Origin of the sequence: Nonomuraea sp. NPDC005730, from assembly GCF_040630865.1 — a bacterium.
Lineage (GTDB): Bacteria > Actinomycetota > Actinomycetes > Streptosporangiales > Streptosporangiaceae > Nonomuraea.
This window is the reverse complement of record NZ_JBEXYK010000037.1, coordinates 35346-59284: the sequence shown is the minus strand read 5'-3', so window position 1 is coordinate 59284 and position 23939 is coordinate 35346. Positions and strand designations below refer to the sequence as shown.

Annotated in this window: 14 protein-coding genes; 11 read left to right on the top strand and 3 right to left on the bottom strand. The window is 71.9% G+C overall.

Annotated features, from left to right (window positions below):
- Nucleotides 1-9: 9 nt before the first annotated feature.
- The 3 genes from ABZ444_RS32550 to ABZ444_RS32540 form a co-directional block, all read right to left on the bottom strand.
- Complete coding sequence (locus ABZ444_RS32550; RefSeq protein ID WP_357983670.1) at nucleotides 10-915, bottom strand: ABC transporter permease; 906 nt, start codon at nucleotides 913-915, stop codon at nucleotides 10-12.
- On the bottom strand, nucleotides 912-1874 hold the full coding sequence (locus ABZ444_RS32545) for an ABC transporter permease (protein WP_358005192.1): 963 nt from the start codon (nucleotides 1872-1874) through the stop codon (nucleotides 912-914). Before ABZ444_RS32545 ends, ABZ444_RS32550 begins: the two co-directional genes overlap by 4 nt.
- 67 nt (nucleotides 1875-1941) lie before the next feature.
- On the bottom strand, nucleotides 1942-3753 hold the full coding sequence (locus ABZ444_RS32540; protein WP_358005189.1) for a peptide ABC transporter substrate-binding protein: 1812 nt from the start codon (nucleotides 3751-3753) through the stop codon (nucleotides 1942-1944).
- Between the two features lie 219 nt (nucleotides 3754-3972).
- Here ABZ444_RS32540 and ABZ444_RS32535 point away from each other — a divergent pair, with 219 nt between their 5' ends.
- From ABZ444_RS32535 to ABZ444_RS32485, 11 genes are all read left to right on the top strand, one after another.
- Nucleotides 3973-5121 (top strand): ROK family transcriptional regulator, encoded by a 1149-nt coding sequence (locus tag ABZ444_RS32535; RefSeq protein WP_358005186.1) that lies wholly within the window; start codon nucleotides 3973-3975, stop codon nucleotides 5119-5121.
- Nucleotides 5122-5139: 18 nt separating this feature from the next.
- On the top strand, nucleotides 5140-6615 hold the full coding sequence (locus tag ABZ444_RS32530) for a M81 family metallopeptidase (protein WP_358005183.1): 1476 nt from the start codon (nucleotides 5140-5142) through the stop codon (nucleotides 6613-6615).
- Between the two features lie 111 nt (nucleotides 6616-6726).
- On the top strand, nucleotides 6727-8538 hold the full coding sequence (locus ABZ444_RS32525) for a serine protease (RefSeq protein WP_358005180.1): 1812 nt from the start codon (nucleotides 6727-6729) through the stop codon (nucleotides 8536-8538).
- A gap of 133 nt (nucleotides 8539-8671) precedes the next feature.
- Nucleotides 8672-9061, top strand: coding sequence for a VOC family protein (locus ABZ444_RS32520; RefSeq protein WP_358005292.1), 390 nt, complete (start codon nucleotides 8672-8674; stop codon nucleotides 9059-9061).
- A gap of 212 nt (nucleotides 9062-9273) precedes the next feature.
- Nucleotides 9274-9480, top strand: a complete 207-nt coding sequence (locus ABZ444_RS32515) for a cold-shock protein (protein ID WP_055509312.1) — start codon at nucleotides 9274-9276, stop codon at nucleotides 9478-9480.
- 177 nt (nucleotides 9481-9657) lie between these two features.
- Nucleotides 9658-11472 (top strand): asparagine synthase (glutamine-hydrolyzing), encoded by a 1815-nt coding sequence (gene asnB / locus ABZ444_RS32510; protein WP_358005177.1) that lies wholly within the window; start codon nucleotides 9658-9660, stop codon nucleotides 11470-11472.
- Between the two features lie 16 nt (nucleotides 11473-11488).
- Complete coding sequence (locus tag ABZ444_RS32505; RefSeq protein ID WP_358005174.1) at nucleotides 11489-12382, top strand: SseB family protein; 894 nt, start codon at nucleotides 11489-11491, stop codon at nucleotides 12380-12382.
- The gene (locus ABZ444_RS32500) at nucleotides 12349-12783 is read left to right on the top strand and encodes a hypothetical protein (RefSeq protein ID WP_357983693.1); all 435 of its coding nucleotides are present in this window, start codon (nucleotides 12349-12351) and stop codon (nucleotides 12781-12783) included. Before ABZ444_RS32505 ends, ABZ444_RS32500 begins: the two co-directional genes overlap by 34 nt.
- 94 nt (nucleotides 12784-12877) lie before the next feature.
- Nucleotides 12878-13273, top strand: coding sequence for a YbaB/EbfC family nucleoid-associated protein (locus tag ABZ444_RS32495; protein WP_358005171.1), 396 nt, complete (start codon nucleotides 12878-12880; stop codon nucleotides 13271-13273).
- Complete coding sequence (locus tag ABZ444_RS32490) at nucleotides 13270-13605, top strand: hypothetical protein (protein ID WP_358005168.1); 336 nt, start codon at nucleotides 13270-13272, stop codon at nucleotides 13603-13605. Before ABZ444_RS32495 ends, ABZ444_RS32490 begins: the two co-directional genes overlap by 4 nt.
- Nucleotides 13606-13662: 57 nt before the next feature.
- Nucleotides 13663-23928 carry a hypothetical protein gene (locus ABZ444_RS32485; protein ID WP_358005165.1) on the top strand — a complete coding sequence of 3422 codons (10266 nt, stop codon included), beginning with the start codon at nucleotides 13663-13665 and terminating at the stop codon, nucleotides 23926-23928.
- Nucleotides 23929-23939: the final 11 nt, after the last annotated feature.

Sequence of the window (23939 nt, the reverse complement as noted above, 5' to 3'; positions counted from 1 at the left end):
CCGTTCCTCCTAGCGCCGCCGGAGGCGGACCTCGAAGACGTCCCTCAGCCCGTCGCCGATGAAGTTGAAGGCGAGGACGATGAGGATGATGGCGATCCCGGGCGGGTACAGCAGCCACCAGTAGCCGCTGTAGGTGTTGGCGAGGCCGTCGGAGAGCATCCCGCCCCAGTTCGCCGCGGGTGGCGGCACGCCGAGGCCGAGGAAGGACAGGTAGGCGACGTACAGGATGGCGTCGGCGACCTGGAAGGTGGCGTTGACGATCACGGTGCCGATGGCGTTGGGGATGATGTGCCGCCGTACGGCCCGGCCGCCGGTGCCGCCCATCGACCGCATGGCCTGGACGTACTCGCGCGAGCGCAGGGTCAGCGCCTCGCCGCGGACCAGCCGGGCCGGGCCCAGCCAGGCGAAGGCACCGATGATCAGGATGAGCATCGGCACGGTCGGCGTGACGATGGTCGCCATCAGCATGAACAGGAACAGCGAGGGGATCGACATCATCGCGTCGACCACCCGCATCATGGCCGCGTCCACCCAGCCGCTGGTGAAGCCGGCGATGGCGCCCCAGATCGTGCCCACGACCGTGGCCAGCACGCCGGCGGCCAGCCCGACCACGATGGACGTCTGCCCGCCGAGCAGCAGGCGGCCGAGCTGGTCGTAGCCGACGCCGTCGGTGCCCAGCGGGTGGCCCGGGGTGCCGGGGGCCAGGTAGACCGAGGCGAGGTCGGTGTGCACCTGGTCGGTCCGGTAGAACAGCGGGCCGAGGAAGCACAGGCCGCCCAGCACGATGAAGATGACCAGGCCCAGCAGGGCGAGGCGGTTCTCGGCGAAGACGGTCAGCGCCTGGCGCCACTGGCCGCGTACGGGCGCCTCGTCGGCGGGGACCGGCGTGCCGGTCGCCTCGGCGGGCGCGGTCATGAGCGGGCCGCCGTCCTGAGCCGTACGCGCGGATCCACGGCGGCGTACAGCAGGTCGGCGAGCAGGGCGCCGAGCACGGTCGCGATCGCGATGATCAGGGTGACGCCGAACAGGATCGGGAAGTCCCGCTTCAGCGCCGCCTGCCAGAAGAGCTGGCCCATGCCGGGGTAGTTGAACAGGGCCTCGACGACCAGGGCGCCGCTGAACAGCGCGGGCAGGTACATCCCGAGCAGGGTGATGACCGGGAACAGGCCGTTGCGCAGCGTGTGCCGGGCGACGACGCGCGCCTCCGACAGGCCCTTGCTACGGGCGGTGCGCACGTAGTTCTCGTTGAGGTTGTCGACCATCGAGGAGCGCACGTACCGCGAGTAGACGGCGACGGTCACGATGGCGAGCGTGACGGTGGGCAGCACGAGCCCGGCCGGGTCGGCCAGCACCTCGCCCAGGGTGAACCCCTGCGAGGCCTCCGGCGGCAGGATCGGCCAGACCTGCGAGAAGAGAATGATCATCATGAGACCCATGAAGAAGATCGGCGTGGCGTAGGCCAGCAGCGACAGGGTGGTGATCGTGTAGTCGGGCCACCGGTTGCGCCGCATCGCCTGGACGACGCCGAGCGGGATGGCGACGACGACGGCCAGCATCGTCGAGAACAACGACAACACCATGGTCTTGGGCAGCCGCTGGCCGATGGCCTCGGCCACCGACTGGTTGAGCTGGAAGGAGTAGCCGAGGTCGCCGCGCAGGAGGCGGCCGACGAACATGACGTACTGCTGGATCCAGGGGCGGTCGTAGCCCATCTCGTGGTCGAACGCCGCGAGCTGGGCCAGCGTCGCGTCCTTGCCCAGGGTGGCCCGCGCCGCGCCGCCCGGCAGCAGATGCAGGATGACGAACGTGATCATCGTGACCAGCACGACGATGATCAGGGCCTGGCCCAAGCGGGTGATCAGATACCGGGCCACGCGGGGCCCCTCCTTGTTCCAGGGACCCCGGCGACCCCCGCACGGGCCGCCGGAGTCGGGGACGGTCTCAGCTCTTCCAGGACCAGTCCTGGAAGAACATGTTGTTCATCGGGTCCTGCGTGACGCCCTGGAGCCCGGCGCGGTACGCCGAGATCTGGTAGACGGGGTTCGGCATCCACAACACCGGCAGGTCCTGGGCCAGCCGGTCGTTGTACGCCTTGAGCGTCGCCTCGTCGTCGGCGAACTGGGTGGCCTCGATGAGCTTGTCGGCCTCGGGGTCGCTGTAGCTGCCCAGGTTGACCGGGGCGTCGGTGGCGAACAGCCGCTCACCGCTGGGGAAGGCCGGGTAGTACCAGCTGCCCTGCGAGCCGAAGAACGACATGTCCCACGAGCAGTTGGAGTCCGCCGACTTGCACGCCGGGGTGACCGCGACCGAGTCCGGCACTTCCTTGATGGTGAGCTGGATGCCCAGCTTGGCCATCTGCGACTTGATCTCGGCGAACATCTTGGTCGTCGCGGCGAAGCCGGTCTGGCTGGTGACGGTGAAGGCCAGCTCCGCGCCGGACTTGATGCCCTCGCCGCACTGGTCGGCGCCGGTGCCCGGCTTCTGGCAGGTCGTCTGGCCGTCAGGGGTCACCTGCCAGCCGTGGCTCTCCAGGAGCTGCTTGGCCTTGGCCGGGTCGAAGGGGTAGGCGCAGCCTTCGCTGGAGCCGTTCGTGCCGGCCTTGGCCGGGACGGGGCCACAGGTCGGGGCCGCCATGCCGGACCAGATGGCCTTGCTGATGGTCGGCTGGTCGATGAGCGACTGCAGGGCCTGGCGCAGGTAGAGCTGCTTGAACAGGGGGCCCGAGTCGGGGTTGTTGAAGTTGAGCTGGAGGTAGGTGATGGACCAGCCGTACCAGGGGGCGATCTGGTAGCCCTTCGACTCCAGGTACTTCTGCTGCGACAGGTTGGCCGGCGGCACGTAGCCGTAGTCGATCTGGCCGGCGCGCAGCACGTTGAACTCGGCGTCGTCGCTGGTGAAGGGGCGCAGCGTGACCGACTTGAGCTTCGGCTTGTCGCTGCCGGAGTAGTTCGCGCGGGCGGTGAGGACGACCTCGCCGTTCGGCACGTACTTCTCCAGCTTCCACGGGCCGCTGTTGACCTGCCACAGCTCGTTGGTCGCGTACGTCTTGGGGTCCTTCGACGCGGCGGTGAGGAAGTCGAAGACCTTCTTGGCGCCCTCGGGGGTGGTGTCGAGGTCGCCCACCTTGCCCGTGGCCGAGTCCTTGTCCCAGACGTGCTGGGGCAGCGGCACGATGCGGTTGAGCTGGTTGCCGACGAACCACCCGGTGTTGTACGTCTTCGTGGTCGTCACGGAGAAGGTCTTGTCGTCCTTCACCTTGAACTCGGCGATGTTGTCCGGGAAGCCGCCCTCCCGGTAGGACGCCCACTTGTCCTTGTTCGCGGTGACGAGGTTCCACCAGAACTGGATGTCACGGGTGGTGACGGGCTTGCCGTCGGACCACGTGTTGTCCTTCAGCGTGATCGTCAGCGTCTTGCCGCCGTCGCTCACCTCGGGCGGTTCGGCCATCGAGCGCCCGGGGTCGATGTTGTACTTCGCCGAGCCGTCCAGCAGGTACTCGTACAGGTGGCGGTACTGGGCGGAGCCGAAGATGACGTTCTCGCCCTGGGTGAAGCCGGGTGCCGAGATAGGCAGGATCCAGTTCGGGGTCCTGAGGGCGACGGTCACGCCGTCCTTGCTCTGGCCCCCGCTCTGGGCGCCCTTCTGCGCGCCGCCGGCGGACCCGCTGCACGCGGTCAGCGCCAGCCCGAGGGCCAGCACGCCCGCCAGGGCGCCGGTGCCGCGGAGCCCGCGCCGGTGGAATCTGCTCCCCATGGGATCTCCTCGGTTGACGTCGCACGGCGCCCTGCGCTTACCGGGGGCCTGGTGCGTTCAATGCGGAGAATGTATAGATGGTCCCGTATGAAGTCAACGGAACTAAGACGCTTTGTTCGCAGACTTGTTTCGGTTTAGAGTCGAAGTCGCCGGTGCCTCATGATGGGGCTCTGTTGCGACGACGGGCCTGCCGGGGAACCGGCCTGAAAGAGGAGCGGCATGCCGGAGCCATCGAGTCCCGCCAACCTGCGTGAGCAGGCGCTCAGCCTCTTGGCCAGCGGTGCGGCGACGTCGCGCGCCGATCTGGTGGAGACCCTCCAGGTGGCTCCGTCCACGGTCTCCAGCGTGGTCCGGCGGTTGCTGGAGGAGGGCGCGATCCTGGAGGAGGGCGTGGGCCGCTCCACCGGCGGGCGGCGGCCGCGGATCCTGCGCCTGCGCGACGTCCCCGGCGCCTTCGCGGTGTCCGAGCTGGGCGCCCAGCACGCGCGCGTGGGGCTGTGCGCGCCCGACGGCCGGCTGCTGGCCGTACGGGAGATCGCCACCGACATAGCGGAAGGGCCCGGCCAGGTCTTCGACGCCATCTGGCGGGCGTACGAGCAGCTCAGCACGGCCATGGCCCCCGGCCAGGCGTTGCTCGGCATCGGCGTCGCGCTGCCCGGCCCGGTCGAGTACCCGCACGGCCGGCTGATCGGCCCGGCCCGGATGCCCGGCTGGAGCGGCTTCGACGCCCAGACCCACCTGAGAGAGCGCTTCGGCGTGCCCGCCGTCGTCGACAACGACGCCAAGGCCGCCGCCATCGGCGAGTACGTCAGCCGGGGCCGCGACCCCGGCGACATGATCTACGTCAAGGCCGGCACCGGCATCGGCGGCTGCCTGGTCAGCGGCGGCCAGATCTACCGCGGCGGCCGCGGCCTCAGCGGCGACGTCACCCACGTGCGGGTGGCCGACAGCGGCGAGCGCGAGTGCTCCTGCGGCAGCCGCGGCTGCCTGGAGACGGTGGCCAGCGGCGCCGCCCTGGTCCGCCAGCTCAAGGATCGCGGCCTGCGGGTCAGCACTCCGCGCGACGTCGTCGCCGCCACCGTCGACGCCGAGCCGTCCGTCGTGACCCTGGTACGCCACGCCGGCGAGCTGCTCGGGGTCGCCCTGTCCGGCCTGGTCAACTTCCTCAACCCCGACGCCGTCGTCATCGGCGGCGCGCTGTCCAGCCTCGACGTCTACGTGGCCGCCGCCCGGAGCATGCTCTACAAGCGCTGCCTGCCGTCCATGACCCAGTCACTGTCCATCGAGGCCAGCGCCGCCGGCCCGGACGCCGCCCTGATCGGCCTCGGGCATCTCGTGCGTGCCTCGGCCGACGTCCGTCCCTCCTAGGCAAGGAGTCCCCCGCCCGTGTCCCGTCCCCTCCGCGTCGCCGTCGGCGGCGTGCACATCGAGTCCAGCACCTTCTCCCCGCACCTGAGCACCGCCGCCGACTTCGAGGTCACCCGCGGTGACGCCCTGCTGGCGCGGTACGGCTGGCTCGCCGAGCCGTGGGCGGCCGACGTCGAGTGGATCCCGCTCGTGCACGCCCGCGCCCTGCCCGGCGGGGCCGTGGCCAGGGAGACCTACGACGCCTGGGCGGCCGAGATCGCCGCCGGGCTGGCCTCCGCGGGCCCGGTGGACGGCGTCCTGCTCGACATCCACGGCGCGATGAGCGTGGTCGGGCTGGAGGACGCCGAGGGCGACCTGATCACGGTGGTCCGCTCGGTGACCGGCGGGCAGCCGTTCGTCTCGGCGGCCATGGACCTGCACGGCAACGTCTCCCACCGCTTCTTCGACGGCTGCGACCTGCTCACCTGCTACCGCACCGCCCCGCACGTCGACGTCTGGGAGACCCGCGAGCGCGCCGCGCGCAACCTGGTGGCGGCCCTGCGCCGCGGGCAGCGTCCGCACAAGGCCCTCGTGCACGTGCCGATCCTGCTGCCCGGCGAGATGACCAGCACGCGCGTCGAGCCGGCCAAGGGCCTCTACGCCCGCGTCCCCGAGATCGAGGCCAGGGACGGCGTGATCGACGCGGCCATCTGGATCGGCTTCGCCTGGGCCGACGAGCCCCGCTGCCGCGGCGCGGTCGTCGCCACCGGCACCGACGCCGCCGCCACCGCCGAGGCCGCCCGCGAGCTGGGCGAGCAGTTCTGGGCGGCGCGCGACGCGTTCACCTTCGTCGCGCCCACCGGTTCCATGGACGAATGCCTCGACCAGGCGCTGACCGCGGTCAAGGACCCGGCCCGGCGCCCGTTCTTCATCAGCGACTCGGGTGACAACCCGGGCGCGGGCGGCGCCGACGACGTCACCTTCGCCCTCGAACGCATGCTGGCCCGTCCAGAGATCGCCGGCGGCTCGGTCCGCGCGGTGTACGCCTCGCTGGTCGACCCCGAGGCCGTGGCCCGGCTCGCCGGCCTCGCGCCCGGCTCGCCGGTCAGCCTGCGCGTCGGCGGCCGGATCGACGCCCGCGAGCCGGGGCCGCTGCCGATCGAGGGCGTGCTGGAGGCGGTCGCCGACGACCCCGACGGCGGGTTGTGCGTCAGCGTGCGGGTGGGCGGTCTGAGCGTGTTCGTCACCTCCCGGCGCATGCAGTACCGCGAGCTGGCCTCCTACGCCCGGCTGGGCGTCCAGGTGGACGACGTCGACCTGGTGACGGTCAAGATCGGCTACCTGGAGCCCGAGTTGTTCGACGCGGCGGGCGACTGGCTGCTGGCGCTCACGCCGGGCGGGGTCGACCAGGACCTGCAGCGCCTGCCGTACGAGCGCCTGGCCCGGCCGGTCTTCCCCCTCGACCGCGACTTCGACGCCGACCTCACCGTGGTCACCGCCCCCTCGGCGCCCTGACGCCCCAGGTTCTGGCAGGGCTTGGAGGAGGCTCCCAGTCGGCTCCAAGCCAGGAACAAGAGGGCTAACTCATCATTTCCGCCTGTGAGCGGATATTTCAGGAAAAGGCTGATGAGGGTCGCCGCGGGTGCGGCGGTCGTCGCGGCGGTCATGCTGCCGGCGCTGCCGGCGGCCGCCGACGACTCCCCCGACGAGCGGCCCGACGTCCCGGTCGGCACCTGGCTGGCGGCGCGTACGCAGCCCGCGGTGCAGCTGACCAGCTTCACCTACACGGCGACGGTGTCCGTCCCGTCCAACACGATCAACGAGGCGGCCTACAACCAGATCGTCCAGGAAGCCGTCGCCGCCGTTCAGTCCGGCAAGATCTCCTCGGACGAGCGCAGCATCGGCAAGTGGGTCTTCCAGCAGATCGCGGCCAACGTGGACACCTACGTGTCCTCGACCACGCCGATGCGGACGGTCGAGGCCGAGGTCGGCGGCATGTGCACCGGCTGGTGGGTCACCCCCGACGGCTACATGGTCACCGGGGCGCACTGCGTCCAGGTCGGCGAGACCGAGCTCAGCCAGCTCTTCGCCCAGCAGGCGCTGGCCAAGTTCAACAAGCAGGACGCCAAGGAGATCATCAGCGGCCTGGGCGACCTCAAGAACGACGAGGAGATCCTCAAGCTCGCCCAGCAGATCTACGTCACGTTCAACTCGACCCACATGCAGCTCAGCAACCTCAAGCAGAGCCTGTCGGTCATGCAGAGCCTGCCCGGCGGCGGCGTGGACAAGACGGCCAAGGCGGTCCCGGCCGAGCTGGTGTCGGTGGGCGAGAGCTACCCGGGCAAGGACTTCGCGCTGCTCAAGGTGAACGGCCAGCAGAACCTGCCGACCGTGCCGCTCGGCGACGACGCCGACGTGCGCACCGGTGACACGCTCTACATCAGCGGCTTCCCCGGCCTGGTCACCAACACGCCGTTCTTCAGCCTGGAGTCGAAGCTGGAGCCGGCCCTGACCGAGGGCCCGTACAACGCCAAGCGCACCACGCAGACCGGCGTGCCGTACATCCAGACGCAGGCGCCGTCCTACCACGGCAACTCCGGCGGGCCGGTGTTCAGCAAGGACGGCAAGGTCGTCGGCATGCTGATCGCGGGCACGGTGAGCGAGGGCGGCGAGGCGTCGGAGAGCGAGAGCTTCGTCCTGCCGGTCGGCATCATCAAGGAGAAGCTCGGCGAGAAGAACGTCAAGCCCGCCCAGGCCATCACGACGACCCGGTACAACGAGGCGCTCAACGACTTCTTCCGGCGCTACTACTCCGACGCGCTGCCGAAGTTCCGCGAGGTCCAGGCGCTGTTCCCGAACCACCCGTACGTGGCCAAGTACATCAGCGACTCCCAGCAGGCCATCTCCGCCGGCAAGGACGAGACGCCCAAGCCGATCCTCATGTGGGTGCTGATCGCCGGCGGCGTGCTGCTGCTCCTGGTGCTGGTCGCGGTCGTGGTCAAGGTCCTGCGCGGACGCCGGCGGCCCCAGCCGGCCATCGTCTCGCCCCAGCCCGGGTACGGCGCGGTGCCGCCGCCCCCGTGGCAGCAGCTCCCCGCGGCGCAGGCCCAGCTCTCACCGCCGATGCAGCCGATGCAGCAGGCCCAGAGCCCGTACGGCCACGGCGGCGACGGCTACGGCGGCGACGGGTACGGCCCCGGCGGGTACGGCGCGAACGGCCATGCCGCGAGCCCGTACGGATCGGCCCCGGACGCCCACTTCCACCAGCCCTCTCCCCAGCAGTCCTCTCCCCAGCAGCCCGGCGGCGACCAGACCAGGTCGGTGCGCTACGGCCAGTTCAGCCCGCCCGCGGACCCCAGGTCCGGGCAGGTCGCGGCCCTGGAACGGCAGATCGCCGACCTCCAGCGCCGGCTCGGCGACCAGCCCCCGAACGCCTGACGGGCCCGCGTGAGCCAAGTCCCGCCAGACACGTCAGGATGCGTGGCCCCGGAACCCCATGACGGGTTCCGGGGCCACGACGTGCGTCCGGCGGATCCGGGCCACCGCGCCCGCCGCGGCCTACGATGACCTCGTGGACGTGCTGAGCAGCCGCGTGCTCCTGCGGCCGAGCGACCCCGGCCGGACCCGCCGCTTCTACGCCGACACCCTCGGCCTGGCGGTCTACCGCGAGTTCGGCCCCGACGACGATCCCGGCGTGGTGTTCTTCCTCGGCCAGGGTTTCCTTGAGGTCGCCGGGCGTTCCGACGGCCCCGCGACCGGCGGCACGCTGTCGATCTGGTTGCAGGTGCGCGATGTCGGGCGCGAGGAGGAGCGCCTGCGTCAGGCGGGCGTCACGGTGCTGCGCGAGCCGCGGCTTGAGCCGTGGGGCCTGGTCGAGATGTGGATCGCCGACCCCGACGGCCATCGCATCGTCCTGGTGGAGGTGCCGCCCGGCCATCCGCTGCGCCGCGATCCGCGGTGAACCGTCCCGCGTTTGCCACTGGAGCAGACCGTGTGCTAGCTTTAATCCTGTTGCAGTTGTGGTACCCATAAAAGACTTTGTGCGCACCTGACCTAGCTGAACTTCAGGTGCGTTTTTGTTTTCCGGTCATCTCCGGGATGGGCTCATCGCGGCGACACGGGGATCCGCGCGGTGCGGATCCCGTCTCTGCACGTCATCTGAAGGAGATCGTTATGGCTACCGGTACCGTGAAGTGGTTCAACTCGGAAAAGGGCTTCGGCTTCATCGCGCAGGACGGCGGCGGCGCCGACGTCTTCGCCCACTACTCCAACATCGTCTCCAACGGTGGCTACCGTGAGCTGACCGAGGGCCAGAAGGTGGCCTTCGACGTCGTGCAGGGCCAGAAGGGCCCGCAGGCCGAGAACATCGTTCCCGCCTGATCTCACGCAGCCCGCGTCTGGGCCCGCACCTCTCGGAGGTGCGGGCCCAGACCGCTTTTGGGGGCATTTGATCGGGTATGGACCGATCAGCTCCGCGCGGTTATGTTGCGAGGGCGTCAGGCAAGTTGTCAGACCGACGCCGGGCAGCACCAGGACTGCGTCTGAGAGGACCCTCGCATGTGCGGCATCGCCGGATGGGTGGACTTCGACCGCGACCTGACCAGCGAACGGGCCACCGCCCTCGCCATGACCGCGACCATGAGCTGCCGGGGCCCCGACGACCAGGGCCTCCACCTCGAACCGCACGCCGCGCTCGGCAACCGCAGGCTCGCCGTCATCGACGTCGAGGGCGGCCACATGCCGATCGAGGCCGAGGGCCTGGCCGTCATCACCTACAGCGGCGAGGTCTACAACTTCCGCGAGCTGCGCGAGGAGCTGGCCGCCAAGGGCCACCGCTTCCGCACCAGGAGCGACACCGAGGTCGTGCTGCGCGGCTACCTGGAATGGGGAGAGGGCGTCGCCGACCGGATCAACGGCATGTACGCCTTCGCCGTCTGGGACGAGCGCGCGCAGGAGCTCGTGCTGATCCGCGACCGCATGGGCATCAAGCCCCTGTTCTACTACCCCCTGCCGGGCGGCGTGCTGTTCGGCTCCGAGCCCAAGGCGATCCTGGCCAACCCGCTGGCCCCGCCCGTGGTCGACCTCGACGGCCTGCGGCAGCTCCTCAGCATGGCCACCGTCCGGGAGCGGTCGGTCTACAAGGGCCTGTGCGAGCTGCCGCCCGGCCACCTGCTGCGCGTGGGCCGGCAGGGCACGCGGCTGCGCCGCTACTGGTCGCTGGAGGGCCGCGAGCACACCGACGACCTCGACACGACCGTACGCACGGTGCGCGAGCTGCTCGACGACATCGTCGGCCGGCAGCTGGTCTCCGACGTGCCGCTCTGCACGCTGCTCTCCGGCGGCCTCGACTCCAGCGTCGTCACCGCGCTGGCCAGGACGCACGGCCCGATCCGCTCCTTCGCCGTGGACTACGCCGGTTACGCCGAGCACTTCCGGGCCGACGAGTACCGCGGCGACCCGGACCGGCCGTTCGTGCGGATGCTGGCCGAGCACGTCGGCTCCGAGCACACCGACATCATCCTCGGGCCGGCGGAACTGGCCGATCCGAAGCTGCGGGCCTCGGTCGTCCGGGCCTGGGACGCGCCGAGCTTCCTGGGCGACATGAACTCCTCCCTCTACATGCTCTTCCGCGCCATCCGCGAGCATTCGACCGTGGCGCTGTCCGGCGAGTCCGCCGACGAGATCTTCGGCGGGTACGCCTGGTTCCACCTGCCGCAGACGGTCGAGGCCGACACCTTCCCGTGGCTGGCGATGGTGATGCGCGAGCAGCAGCCGACCGACATGCTCGACAAGTCGCTGATCCGGCAGCTCGACCTCGACGCCTTCACCGCCGACGGCTACCGTACGGCGCTGGCCGAGGTGCCCCACGTGGCCGGGCAGGACGCCCGCGAGCGGCGCATGCGCGAGATCTGCTACCTGCACCTCACCCGCTTCCTGCCCTTCCTGCTCGACCGCAAGGACCGGATGAGCATGGCCGTCGGGCTGGAGGTGCGCGTGCCGTTCTGCGACCACCGGCTGGTCGACTACGTGTTCAACACGCCCTGGTCGATGAAGACGTTCGACGGCAGGGAGAAGAGCCTGCTGCGGGCGGCCGGGGCCGACCTGCTGCCCGAGCCGATCGTGCGCCGGGTCAAGGCCCCGTACCCGGTGACCCAGGACGTGGGCTACGAGCAGGCGCTCCGGGACGCGCTGCGCGAGCTGGCCGCCGACAAGGACGCCCCGGTGCTGCAGCTGCTCGACGCCGACGCCGTCCGCGAGGCCGCCTTCGCGCCGGCCGAGAAGGTGACGACCACGATGAGCAGGTACGGCCTGGAGCTGGCGCTGGATCTGAACGTCTGGCTGACCTCCTACGGCGTACGCCTGGAGTTGTAGCGGGCAGACTGGGCGGATGACGTCCAGTGATCATCTGCCGGCCACGCCGTTCGAGGAACAGTTGTGGGCGGCTCACCAGGACGGGCAGATCGCCCTGTGCCTGGGCCTGCTCCGCGACGCCGACCTGGCGTTGCCGATCACCGCCGCCGCGGCGGCCGGGACCGAGCCGCCCGCCTGGGCGACGGCCACGGACTCCGGCCGTACGTGGGTGCCGGCCTTCACCTCGGTCGAGGCGATGGTGACCGCGACCGGCGGCCTCGCCACGCACTGCCGGATCGTCTCGCCCGCCGAGCTGGCGGCCGGCTGGCCGGACCCGCGATGGGGCCTGGCGGTCAACCCGGGCCTCGGGGCCGAGTTCCTGCTGGAGCCGGGGACGCTGGCCAGGCTGGCGGTGCCCACGCTCGTCCAGGACCTGCGGCTCGCGCCCGGGTCGGGGGTGCCGGTGGTGCAGAAGCTGCTGTCCCCGTCCGACATCGGCGACCTGCTGGCGACGGCCGAGCCGCGCGTCTCCGGCTACTGCCACCACGCCCTCGACGTCTCGCACATCGCCACGCCCACGGTGCTGGCCGACGCGCTGGGGCAGCCCGACATGCTGACCGAGGACGGCTCGCTGAACATCCTGCGCTGGCATCCCGTCGGCCTCGACCTCTACCGCACCCCGTACGGCGGGCTCGACGAGCGGGGCCGGGACGCGGTGGCCGGCTGGGTGGTCGAGGAGCCGCCGTTCGTGGGCATGGGCCTGGTGCCCAACGTCGACCAGGTCATCCGCGAGTACAAGGTGTACGGGGTCGGCCTGCCGCACGGCGCCGAGATCTGGGAGCTCACCCACGAGGGCACCGAGCATCGGCGCGCGCTCTACCACGGTGACCTGCGGCGATGGCTGCTGATCGGCCGGAGGGCGGCGGCATGACCTGGCACTTCTACCGCGCCCACTGGCAGGGCGCCGACTACGTGGCCAGCCCCGAGCCGCACCCCCTGGAGCTGTGGGTACGCCTGCGCACCACCGGCCCGGCCGACGGCTTCGAGGAGGTCGAGCCCGGCTGCCACGTCCGCACGGTGCCGGTCACCGAGTGCGCGTCCCTGCAGTTCGTGACCACGGAGTGCACCTGGCGGGGCGAGCGGTTCCAGGTGCACGACGAGCGGGACGGCCTGCTCCTGCTCGAATACCTGGGCGGCTCCGCGCCCGCGGCGCTCGCGCTGGGGCTGGAGCGGGTCGAGCGGGGGGTGTACCGGGCATGGGCCCCGCGGACGGAGATCACCGAGCTCCGCGAGGAAGTTGTGGCGATAAGTCCCCAGAATGGGCCTTTTTGAGGATTAGCTCTTGTCTCCTGTTGTTCATGTGACAGAAACTGACCTGAAAGGTGGATGTGACGTAAGAAACACGCGGCATTGGGGCGGGGGTGTCATGGATTCTCCTGACGTGGCGGGGATGCGGGCATACGGCGACGAGCTGCGCGACATGTTCCGCCAGATCCAGGACGTGGGCATGGAGCTGCACCAGCAGGCCAAGGCCGTCCAGGTGACCGAGACCTCGCGGGACGGCCTGGTGTCGGTGACCGTCGGCTCGCGCGGCGAGCTGATCCGGCTCGATCTCGACCCCCGCATCTACCGCCGCCCCGACGCCCGTCAGCTCGCCGACACCATCGCCGAGACCACCCGGCTGGCCGCCGAGCGCGCCCAGGAGCGCGTCACCGAGATCTTCGAGCCGGTGATCCCGCGTGAGGACTTCGAGGCGCACCTGAGCGGCGACCTCGAAACCGTCATGGCCCGGCTCGCCGACCGCATGGGAGGCAGCCGATGAGGCCCTGGGACGGCACCCAGATCATCAAGCCCGTCGTGGACTCGGGCATCTCCCAGTGGACCACCATGGCCGAGGACTGGGAGAAGGAGTCCGAGCGGCTGGTCGCCGCGGTCGTCGAGGCGCTGGCCGCGGCCCCCTGGGGCGGCGGCACCGAGGGCGAGGCGTTCAAGAACTCCCATTTCCGCGACGACGGCCCCAACCGCATGCTCAACCAGTGCGTCGACCTCTCCAAGCAGATGATGGACGCCTGCGGCAGGCTGCGCGCCAGCATCGACAACACCCTCAGCGTGGACGCCGCCATCGAGCAAGACCTCAAAGCGCGAGAGGTCTGACGCGTGTCGCACAGCGCCACGGGCTCCCAGGGGTCGACTTCTCAGAATTCGTCGGGTGTGTCCACCGTCCAGCCCCCGGTCCGCATCGACCGGGACGTGGAGCCGGTCTGGGAGACCGAGGTGCTGCCCGACTGGGTGGTCAACTGGCTGCTTCCGATGTTGTCGGCCGGTCAGAAGTGGCCGGAGGCGAGCGAGAGCGGGATGTCCAAGCTCGCCCACGCCTACCACGCGCTCGCCGCCGGGGCGATCGGCACCGCGCCGCGCGCCGGCTCGGCCGTGCGCACCGTGGCGACCGGCTGGTCCTCACCCGCCAGCGCGGACTTCGTCTACCGTGCCAAGTACCTGTTCGGCCACGGGGCCGGGATGGCGGGCACGGCCGGGAAGTCGCAGGACTACCTGGGCCAGTCGGACAACTTCGCGGTCGAGACCCAGTACTCCAAGCTGTCCGTCAACGTGGCCTTCTGGGTCACGGTCGTCGCCATCGCCATCGCACTCTTCGTCGCCTTCTTCACCGCCGGCTCCTCGACGGCGATCATCGGGCCGTACGCGGCGGCGGGCCGCGCGGCGATCAGCCGGATCCTGGTCCGGCTCGCCATGATCGGCGCCAGGGAGGTGGGTGCCGGCCGGCTGGCCCGGGTGACCACGCTCAGCGGCGCCACCGGACGCGGCCTCATCACCCGGCTGCTCGGCTCCGCGATCGGCAAGGAGCTGATCGAGGAGATCGGCGAGGAGTTCTTCATCGACGCCGGCGCCCAGTACCAGCAGATCCAGATGGGCACCAGGAAGGAATGGGACTGGAAGAAGTCCCGGGCGGCGATCATCGGCGCCGGCGGCGGCGCGCTCGCCGGCACCGCGCTGTCCGGGCCCATATCCAAAGTCACCCGGCACATGCCGGGCTTCCCCGGCCGCGCGATGACCACCGGCCTGACCAACACCATCGCCTCCCCGTTCGGCAGCTTCTTCGCCAACGGCCTGGTGTACGGCCAGTGGGACAACCCGTTCACGGCCGACTCCATCATGGGCGGCTTCATGGGCGGCGCGGGGCGTACCGGGTCGATCAGCCCGTTCAACCCCGAGGTGTACACGACGCTGGCCAACCCGGTCACCGCCCTGGCCTCGGCCTACGACAGCGCGGCCCGTACCGACGCGGCCCACGCGGGTGGCGGCGACCCCGGCACGGGGGTCGGGAACCCGCCGGCCGGCAGCCCGGCCCCTTCAGGCGGCGGGCCCGTCGTCCCCGCCGGGGCCGCGCAGGCCGGTGCGTCCTCCTCCAGCCAGAACGACGACGTCAGGCGCGGCACGCCCTCGACGTCCGCCCCCGACTCGGACGCCGGCCCGCGCCGCGGCTCCACCTCGCGGGACGACCGGCAGAACACCGACCGCGACCCCCGGGCCGAGACCGACGAGAACTCCACCGACGACTCCTCGGCGGACTCCGACACGACGCCGCGGACCCCGGACCCGAAGTCGAAGGTCAGCTCCGCACCGGCTCCGCAGACCGCCGCCGCCCCGGCCTCCCCGCAGGCCCAGGACGACTCCCAGGCCCAGGACGACTCCCAGGACACCCGGCAGGACGACCAGCAGCAACCGGCCCCCCAGCAGGACGACCGGCCCGCCCCGTCGGCCCAGCAGGACAACCGGCCGGACACGCAGCAGAACGCTCAGCAGGACAACCAGCAGAGCACTCAACAGGACAACCAGCAGAACGCACAGCAGGACGGTCAGCAGGACAACCGGCAGGACACGCAGCAGGACGGTCAGCAGGACAACCAGCAGGGGCCGACCGCGCAACAGGCCACCCCGCAGAACGACGGCGCCCCCGCCACCTCGTCGGCCGCCGCCCCCGACGCCGCGCCGCCCACGCCCGTCCTGGCGACCGTCCGGGCCCGTAACGCGCTGATGGACTCGCTCACCGTGGACTTCCCCGGCGCGGTCGTCGGCCCGAACAACGACCTCCTCATCCCCTCCACCGACGGCAGCGTACGGGTGATCCGCGCCGCCACCATGAGCCGCGTACGCGCCGCCCTGGACGCCCGCGCCGAGGAGGTCACCGACGCCGACGAGCTGCAGGCCGAGGCCACCGCGCTGGTGCTGCTGGCCCAGGAGTCGGGCGAGACCCGGCAGCCCGCCACGAGCAGGCCGGGCACGGTCACGTCGAGGCCGGTGCCGGGCACCCGGCACGTCCCCGACGCCCGATCGGGCACCTCGTTGCAGCCCGATGAGGTCGAGGCGGGCGCCGACGCCCTGCGGCCGTCCCACTTCCTCGACCAGGGCGTGCAGGACATCACCTGGTCGGCCGACGGCACGCTCGTCGTCCGGACCAGGAACAACGGCACCCACCACTTCCGCCCGGTCGTCGGCGAGATGACCGCGGGGCTCATGGGCGAGACCGAGCTCTCGACCGGCGAGGACGCCCAGCACGCCCACGTCGTGCACTTCGCCCCCGGCATGAACCCGAGCCAGGTGTCCCGGGTCTGGCTGCACGAGATCACCGACACCCTGCAGAAGCTCCAGGAGGACAGCGCCCCCAAGCGGCGGGGCTTCCTGCGCCGCAAGCCGGCGACCAGCGAGCCCACCCAGGACATGTGCGTCCAGGCCCAGCTCAACGAGCTGGCGTTCCTGGCCGAGCAGTGGCACGCGGCGCAGACGCCGCAGGAGCAGCGGCTCCTCGCCCTCGACATCGACGGCGTGTCCCGCCAGCTCAGCGAGCGCGGCCACACCCCGCCGCTGCCGCCCTGGGCCCCCAAGCCGGGGGCCCGGCCCACGCACGCGCCGCCGGTGCCGCAGGGCCGCCCCGCGCGCGAGGAGCTGCCGGCCGTCATCGACGCGCTCAAGCGGGCCGAGGCGGCGCTCCAGGAGCAGATCGACGCCAAGCGGAAGACCGCCCAGGAGGCCCAAGAAGCGGCCCGCAAGTCCACCAAGGAGATGCGGAACGCCAAGCGGAAGCGCGACCAGGGCCGCCATGAGCGGGCGGCCGCGGCGCGCAAGGAGGCCCGCAACCAGCAGGCCACGCGTAACCGGCACACCAGGATCGCCGACGCGTACGAGGTCGCGCTGCGCCAGGCGACGCGCACCCGGCAGACGTACGAGCAGCTGCTCACGGCGATGAACGAGATCGAGAACCCCAGCGCGCCCGGCGGGCCGGTCGGCATGCGGCACGTCGCCGAGCGGCTGGCCCGCCAGGTGCTCCAGCAGCACGCCGCGTACCTGAACGCGCTGGCGAACGCGTTGCCGCAGGAGATCAGCCTGGCCGCGGCCCAGCCGACGGGCCGGCTGGCCCACCTGTCCACCCTCACCGACGCCGTCAACAACCTGCTGGCGGACAACGACATCGGCCACAGGTACAGCGCCGACCAGCTGGAACGGGCGATCCGGGCCGACTTCCACAAGGCCGTCTCCCCCGACGGCCTCGTGCTGACCGTGGGGCACCACGGCAAGGCGGCCGAGGTGCGGATCAAGCTGACCCTCTCCGACCTGGTCGAGGTGCTGGACCCGGCCATCAAGGGGTCGGAGATGATGGTGGGCCTGTTCTACCAGGCCAGCCGTACGGCCTCGATCACCCAGTCGGGCAGCAGCGGGGTGTCGGCGGGCTTCGACACCAGCGTCCTTGAGCACTTCCTGCCCGAGGACAACATCGCGGCGACGGTGGCCAAGATGGTGGACCTCGGTTTCGGCGCCTCGCTCGGGCGCGGCTGGTCGACGAGCGGCGGGGCCGGCATGTTCGCGCAGGGCGGCTCGGTCACCGACAACCGGAGCGAGTCGCTGCTGTTCGACGCCGCCGCCACCTGGACGGCCCAGATCCGCACCGGCCAGGACGAGAACTGGCGGGGCACCGTAACGGTCGACTCCGGCGCTCCCGGCGACTCTTCGAGCCAGCGGCTGTGGTTCTCCCACTCCGCCACCGACCAGCCGCCGCGCAGGCTGGAGTGGATCGACAGGGCCAAGCGCGGCAAGAAGATGCCCAACGTCGTCGTCCAGAGCATGAGCGACCTGGAGGGCGCCGTCGACGCGCTCGCCGAGACGCTCGGCGGCGACTACGCCGAGGTCGGCACCGTGTCCCGCGACGAGCTGCGCTCCTTCGTCACCCAGGAGCTGCCCCACCGGCTACGGGACGCGGTGAACGGCGGGCTTGAGCGCGTCATCACCAGGAACGGCGAACCGCACGTCCGGATCCGTGCCGAGAGCCGCGTCGTGGTGGAGACCGCCGAGCCGGTCGGCGGCGCGACCGCCGCGGAGTGGGAGGAGGAGGTGCTCGTCGACTTCGTCCAGACGCCGGGGGGCGCCTCGTCGAACTCCTCGCTCGAAGGCAATGCCTCGGCCGGGTTGAAGATCCCCGGGCTGCAGGCCGTGGATCTCGGCGAGTACCGCCCCTCGATCGGCCCCAAGGGCAACGGGGCGAGGGGGGCGTCGCGGTCGTACTCGGCCACGGCCAACAGGCAGGCGATCCACCCGAGCGTGCACCGCAAGACCCACCACAAGCAGAGCTACCGGCTCACGGTGGTGACCACGTTCACGGTGGAGGAGGTCGGCAAGCGGCCGGTCACCCTGCGGCCGATGTTCAGCGAGGCGCTGGTGGACATGCGGGAGTCGGCCGCCTACCGGTACGGCCTGCCCGTGGACAGCGCGGCGCTGGCCCGTAAGAACGGCGTGCCGGTCACCGACGCCAACGGCGAGCAGATCATGCGCGGCGACCCGCACCCCGGCCCGCCGCCCGGCCGCAAGCCGGAGTTGCCCGTATGGCTCGGCGACGGGCCCGGGAAGATGCGCGGCGCCGGCCCCGGGCTGGTGCAGGACATCGAGGGGCTGGAGGAGTTCCGGCAGAAGGTGCTGGACGGGCTCGCCGAGCGCGGCGTCATCCCGAAGACCGTGAACGGCGTGCCGGAGTACTCCTCCAACAGGCTCACCCGCGCCAGCCAGATCCTCAACCTCCAGGAGGTCATGGAGCAGCTCTCGGAGCACCGGATCCGCTCCGCCTACGACTCCATGGCCCAGGACGGCATCATGCTCGACCTGACGCTGCACGGGCTCAACTCCGCCCCCGAGCACTACATGCTGCGCCTGTCGCTGAAGCAGGACTTCGACCAGGCGACCTACGTCGGTCACACCGACTCCCAGACGGTCGTCAACCTCGACATCGGCTCCGACACCTCCGCCCGCGCCATCGGCAGGTCCAGGACGTACAGCGGCGGGGCGGGGGTCAGCGAGAGCGACGGCCCGAACCAGGGGCAGGACGGACTCTCGCACGAGGCCGGCGTCAAGGGCGGCGGCAACCGCACCCGTTCGGCCGGCTCCAGCGCCGGCGGCACGACCAACGTCGTGACCCTCCAGGAGAGCAAGGGCGGGGTCGCGATCTTCACGCTGGGCCACGAGATGACGGCCGAGCTGCTGCACAACGGCACGACGACGATGAGGGTGACCGGCGAGGGCTCGGCCCAGCTCGTCTTCGCCGCCGACCTGCTGCCCTCGACCAAGCCCACGCCGCCCGCGCCGCTCGGGCGGATGTCCCCGAAGCTGCGGTCCAAGGCGCGGCTGCTGCACGTGGACGTCGGCCGGCCGATGAGCGCGGCCAGCCGGGTGCTGCCGCGGGCCACGATCCGCGACTCCGTGGCCTTCCAGCACCTGATGGCGTTCCTGAACGTGCGCAACCTGGTCGCCCACCCCAAGCTGCTGAACCGGCCGCTCACCACGGACGTCATGATCCGCCCGAACGGCCCCACGCGCTCGTCGCTGTCGGTGTCCGGCGAGGTCGGCGAGACCGAGGTGCTGGGCGTCGTCGACCAGGTCACGGGCAACATCCTGTTCGGGCTCGGCAGCGCCGGCATCTCGTGGGGCGGCTCGTCCGGGCTGTCCGCCGGCATGACGACGAACGTGGGCGACCTCGACGACGGCGGCACGACCAGCGACAGCGGCACGCTCTCGCTGCCCTCCCGGTCCGGCGGCACGTCCGAGTCCACCTCGATCCTCGACATCTGGGGCAGCGAGGAGCTGACGATCGAGTTCGGCCGCCAGTACATCCTGCGCAGCTCGGTCGAGCTCACCCTCACCGGCTCCGAGAGCGCCGAGCACGGCGTGCCGAACGGCGAGCGGATCCCCCTCAGCGAGTCGAGGACGACGAGCACGTCCGGCACCGCGCTGTTCACGGTCTCGGAGTACGACGCGCTGCTGATGTACGCGGAAGGCGACCTCGACCTGCCGCCCCACCTGGTCGGCGACGCGGTCGAGCGGTTCCTCAACGGCAGCCTGACCCTCGACCGGAGCCTCGCGGTCCCGCTCGTCCAGCGCTACGTCAAGGACATGACCCAGTCCGGGGTCACCAACGAGTACAGCGACCGCCACACCCCGCAGGCCCTGCTGAGCAAGCTCAAGGAGGTGACCGGGCTCGACAACCCCGACAGCGGAAGCCCGCAGGAGAAGCTCGACCAGGCCCTGGACAACGCCGCCGACCAGCTCGAACGCTCCAGGGACGTGGTGCTCGCGCCACCGTACGACCGGTCGGTGGGCGCGAGCTCGACCGAGTCGCTGACGCTGACGGACGAGAACGGCGACCCGGTCGACGTGCTCGACGCCGTCCGGAGCGCCGTGCAGGACGCCGTGCCGGGGGCGCTGGACGAGAGTCCCACCCTCGGCGAGGAGATGAACGTCGACTTCTCCGAGGACGCGGCGCTGATCCACGTCACCGACATGTGGTCCACCCGCGGCTTCGAGCGCAGCTACCACGTCCAGCAGGGCGCGCAGGTGACGCAGGCCGAGGAGGTGACGGTCCGGGTGCGCCTGGAGCCGGTCGGCGACCCGCGCGCGGCGAGGATGCTCAGCCAGACGTCGCAGTCCGGCCTGATCGTCCAGCACTACCGGTACACCGACCTGTCGCATTCCGAGTCGTACAACGGGTCCTGGTCCGCGGGCCTCGACCAGGGCGCCGGCGATCCGAACGGCGCCCAGGGCGGCGGCCTGTCCACCGACAGGACCCGCGGGTACTCGGGCTCCACCAACCACCAGAACACCAGGTTGCAGCGGATCGGCCTGTTCAACGGGCTGACCCGGGTGCAGCAGGAGATGCGGCTCGTCATCGAGGTCGAGCGCAGGCCCGTACGGGGCGGCAAGGTCGCGGCCACCACCAAGCAGGCGGCCGACAGGCTCCAGCGCAAGCCGCGCGCCACGCCGCCGGTCGTCTACAACGCCACGCTGGTGCGGCGCATCCCAACCGGCATGACCAGGCCCGCCGGGGAAGACCCGGGGCCGGTCGTCATGACCAGCGACCCCCGGCAGGCCGAGCTGCATCCCGGCTTCTTCCCGGAGGCGCTGTGGGAGAACCCGGCCAAGCCCAGCCTGTACGAGGTCGTCACCGCCCAGCTCACCAAGATGCTGGGCGCGGCGGCGGTCCAGGAACGCCGCCCCGAGCTGATCAGGCGGCTGGCGCCGTCGGCGCTGCTGACGGCCTTCGAGCGGATGACGGGCCCCTCGGGCGAGCCGGTCGTCCCGGTGTCCAGGCAGAAGTTCAAGGACCAGGGCGTGACGGTCACCGTCCACGCCCGCACGTCCGACCTGACGATCGTGGCCGGGCCGTACGACGGGGAGAAGGGCCAGGTCGACCGGCAGGCCGACGCCCAGAACGTGACCGTCTCCCGCGGGCACACGACCCCGGTGGGCTGGGGCGTCAACGGGTCGGACTCCTCGACCGGCGTCAACGGCGGCGCCCGGGGCGGCGAGCAGACGTCCGAGAGCGTCAGCGACCACCACGGGGCGCGCCGCGAGCGCAGCATGTTCGAGAGGGGCAAGCTCTACACCGTACGTCTGCGGGTGGACTACGACGTCGACTTCCAGTACACGGCGCGCCTGCGCGACGGCAACGAGCGGCCGGTCGGCGAGCCCGTGCACATGGTGGGCGCGTCGACCGGCGAGGTGGACGTGATCATGTTCGGGGAGGAGATCGAGGAGCTGCGCGCCCGCATGGAGGCGGGCGTACGGATCGCGCCGCCGCGTCCCGGCGGCCCGCCGCCCGCGACGTTCACCTACGTGCCCGCCGCCGAGAACCAGAACCCGATCCAGACCCTCCAGGAGGCCCGCCTGGCCGCCCGCGACCGCGGCGAGGTGGCCAGGGTGGCGGTCTGGGAGGCGGACGGCGTGCACCGCTACCGCGTCATGCCGGACGGCACGCTGCACAGCGAGACGGCCGACGGCGGCTTCGCCGACGCGTTCGCGGGCCTGGCCCCCGAACTGCTGGACGCGGCCGTCGGCGCCGGGCTCGACCTGCGCGACGTCTACATGAACCCGAGCACGGCCGGCACCTTCACCGAGCAGCTCACGGCCGCGCTCGCGGCCCTCGACGCCCTTCCGGCGCCCGCCCCGCCGCCCGCCTGGCCCGCCGCCGCCCCGGTCACCGCCGGGCACCCGGACCCGGTGGGCGGCAGCGTGGCGCAGGGCGTGACGCCGGCCGCCGGGATGCCGTCCCCCGCGATCGAGAACACGCCGTTCAGCAGGTCGTCGCGCCCCGAAGGGGTCCCTGACCTGAGCCTGGACGAGCTGCGCGGCCAGCCCCTGTCCGCCGTCGACCTCGGCGGCGCCGCCGCCCACGTTGGCTGGACCGGGGACGACGTCCTCACCGTCCAGGTGCCGGGCGCGCCCGACCAGCACGTCCGCGTGGAGGTCGGAGAGCCGGGCGAGGGCCTGAACGCGATCACCGTGCCGCGCGCGGGCACGGCCGAGGAGCCGCACCTGCTGCGGATCTGGGGACGCGTGCATCCGGACCTGGTCTCGTCGGTCCTGGTCCACGACCTCTCGCACGTCGTCCAGGCGGCGACCGCGGCGGCCTCCGGCATGCCGCAGGGCGTGCTCAGGACGTCGCCGCACGGCGAGCAGACCGAGGGCACCGACCTGTGCCTGCTCCCCCGCATGGACGAGCACGCCCACCTGTCCGACAAGTGGCACGCCACCACCGACCCGGCCCGGCGGGAGCGCCTGGCGGCGGCCATCGACGCGGTCGCCGAGGACATCCGCCGGCGCGGCCACACCCCGCCGGCCCCGCCGTGGGGCACCGGGCCCCGCGCGCCTGCCGCGCCCGAGCCGCAGAGCCGGATCGCCCGCCTGCTCAACGGCGGCTCGGCCACCGGCCTGGACACCTCGCCGCCCGGCCTGGGCAAGCTGGCCGAGATCGCCGGCGTGCCCGCCATCACCCCGGGAACCGGTGCCGTCAACGGCGCCGCCCCGCACGTGGGGCCGGCGGACACGTTCACGGTGACCACCCCCGGCGGCGAGTTCACGTTGACCCTGGCCGAGGCCGCGCCCGGCGCGGCCGGGGTGACCGTCGAGTCGAGCGCTCCCGGCCACCTGACGCTGCGGGTGCCCGCCGACGCCGGCTCCCGGGCCGCGGCGGCCGTCGCCGAGCAGGTCGCGGCCCACGCCGCCACGCTCGCGGGCGACCCCGCCACCGGCCGATCGACGCAGAACCGTCCCGCGGAGGGCGGGCGGCCCGGACCGGCCGAGGCGGCGGCGCTGGCCCGGCTGCGCGGGCTGGCGCGGGCGGTCGCCGAGGCGGGCCCGATCCGTTCGCGCGCCGAACGGGCGGCGCTCCAGGAGGAGGCCCGGCGGCTGGGGCTGGCCGGCGACCAGCAGGGGGCGCCGTCCAGGCTGGCGGAGCTGTCCCGCTCGGGCGACCTCACCGCCGCTCACGTCACGGCGATCCGCGGCCACGCGACGCTGCCCGAGACGGCCGCCGCCGGAGCGGTCGTACGGGCGGCCGCCCTCATGGGCGCGCGCGTCGTGATCCACGGTCCCGGCCTTCTCGACATCGTGCTGCCCGGCCGGGCGCCCATCACCGTCGACGTCCGGCGGCCCGGGTCCGGCGAGCCCGACCCGGACGTCCTGACCTACGACGTGGACCCGGCCCGCACGGTCGGCGCGAACGAGCGGGCCGCCGCCGGGACGGCCGCCGCCGCCATCGCCCGCGCGCTGGGCCTGCCGCCCGCCGACAGCCAGGAGCTGGCCGAGCTGCACGAGGCCGTGCGCCAGGTCCGGGTGGCCAACACCAGGCAGCGCCTGGGCCGCCTCGGCGTGCTGTTCGACCTGGTCACCGGGGCCCGTCCGGAGATCCTGCGGCTGCTCCCCCCGCAGGTGGCCACCGAGCTGGCCACCCTGGCGGACGGCCGCCGCCCCCGCGACTGGTCCGCGATCCTGGACCAGGTCCGCGCGCTGGCGAACACGACCGGCTGGAACCCGCCCGAGGGCGAGTGCGTGTGCCCGGACGACGGCCCGTGCGTGTGCGGCCTGCGGCTGAACCACACCCAGCTGGTGACGCCGGCGCCCGGCCCCGAGGCGGTGGCCGTGTGACGGCCGGTACG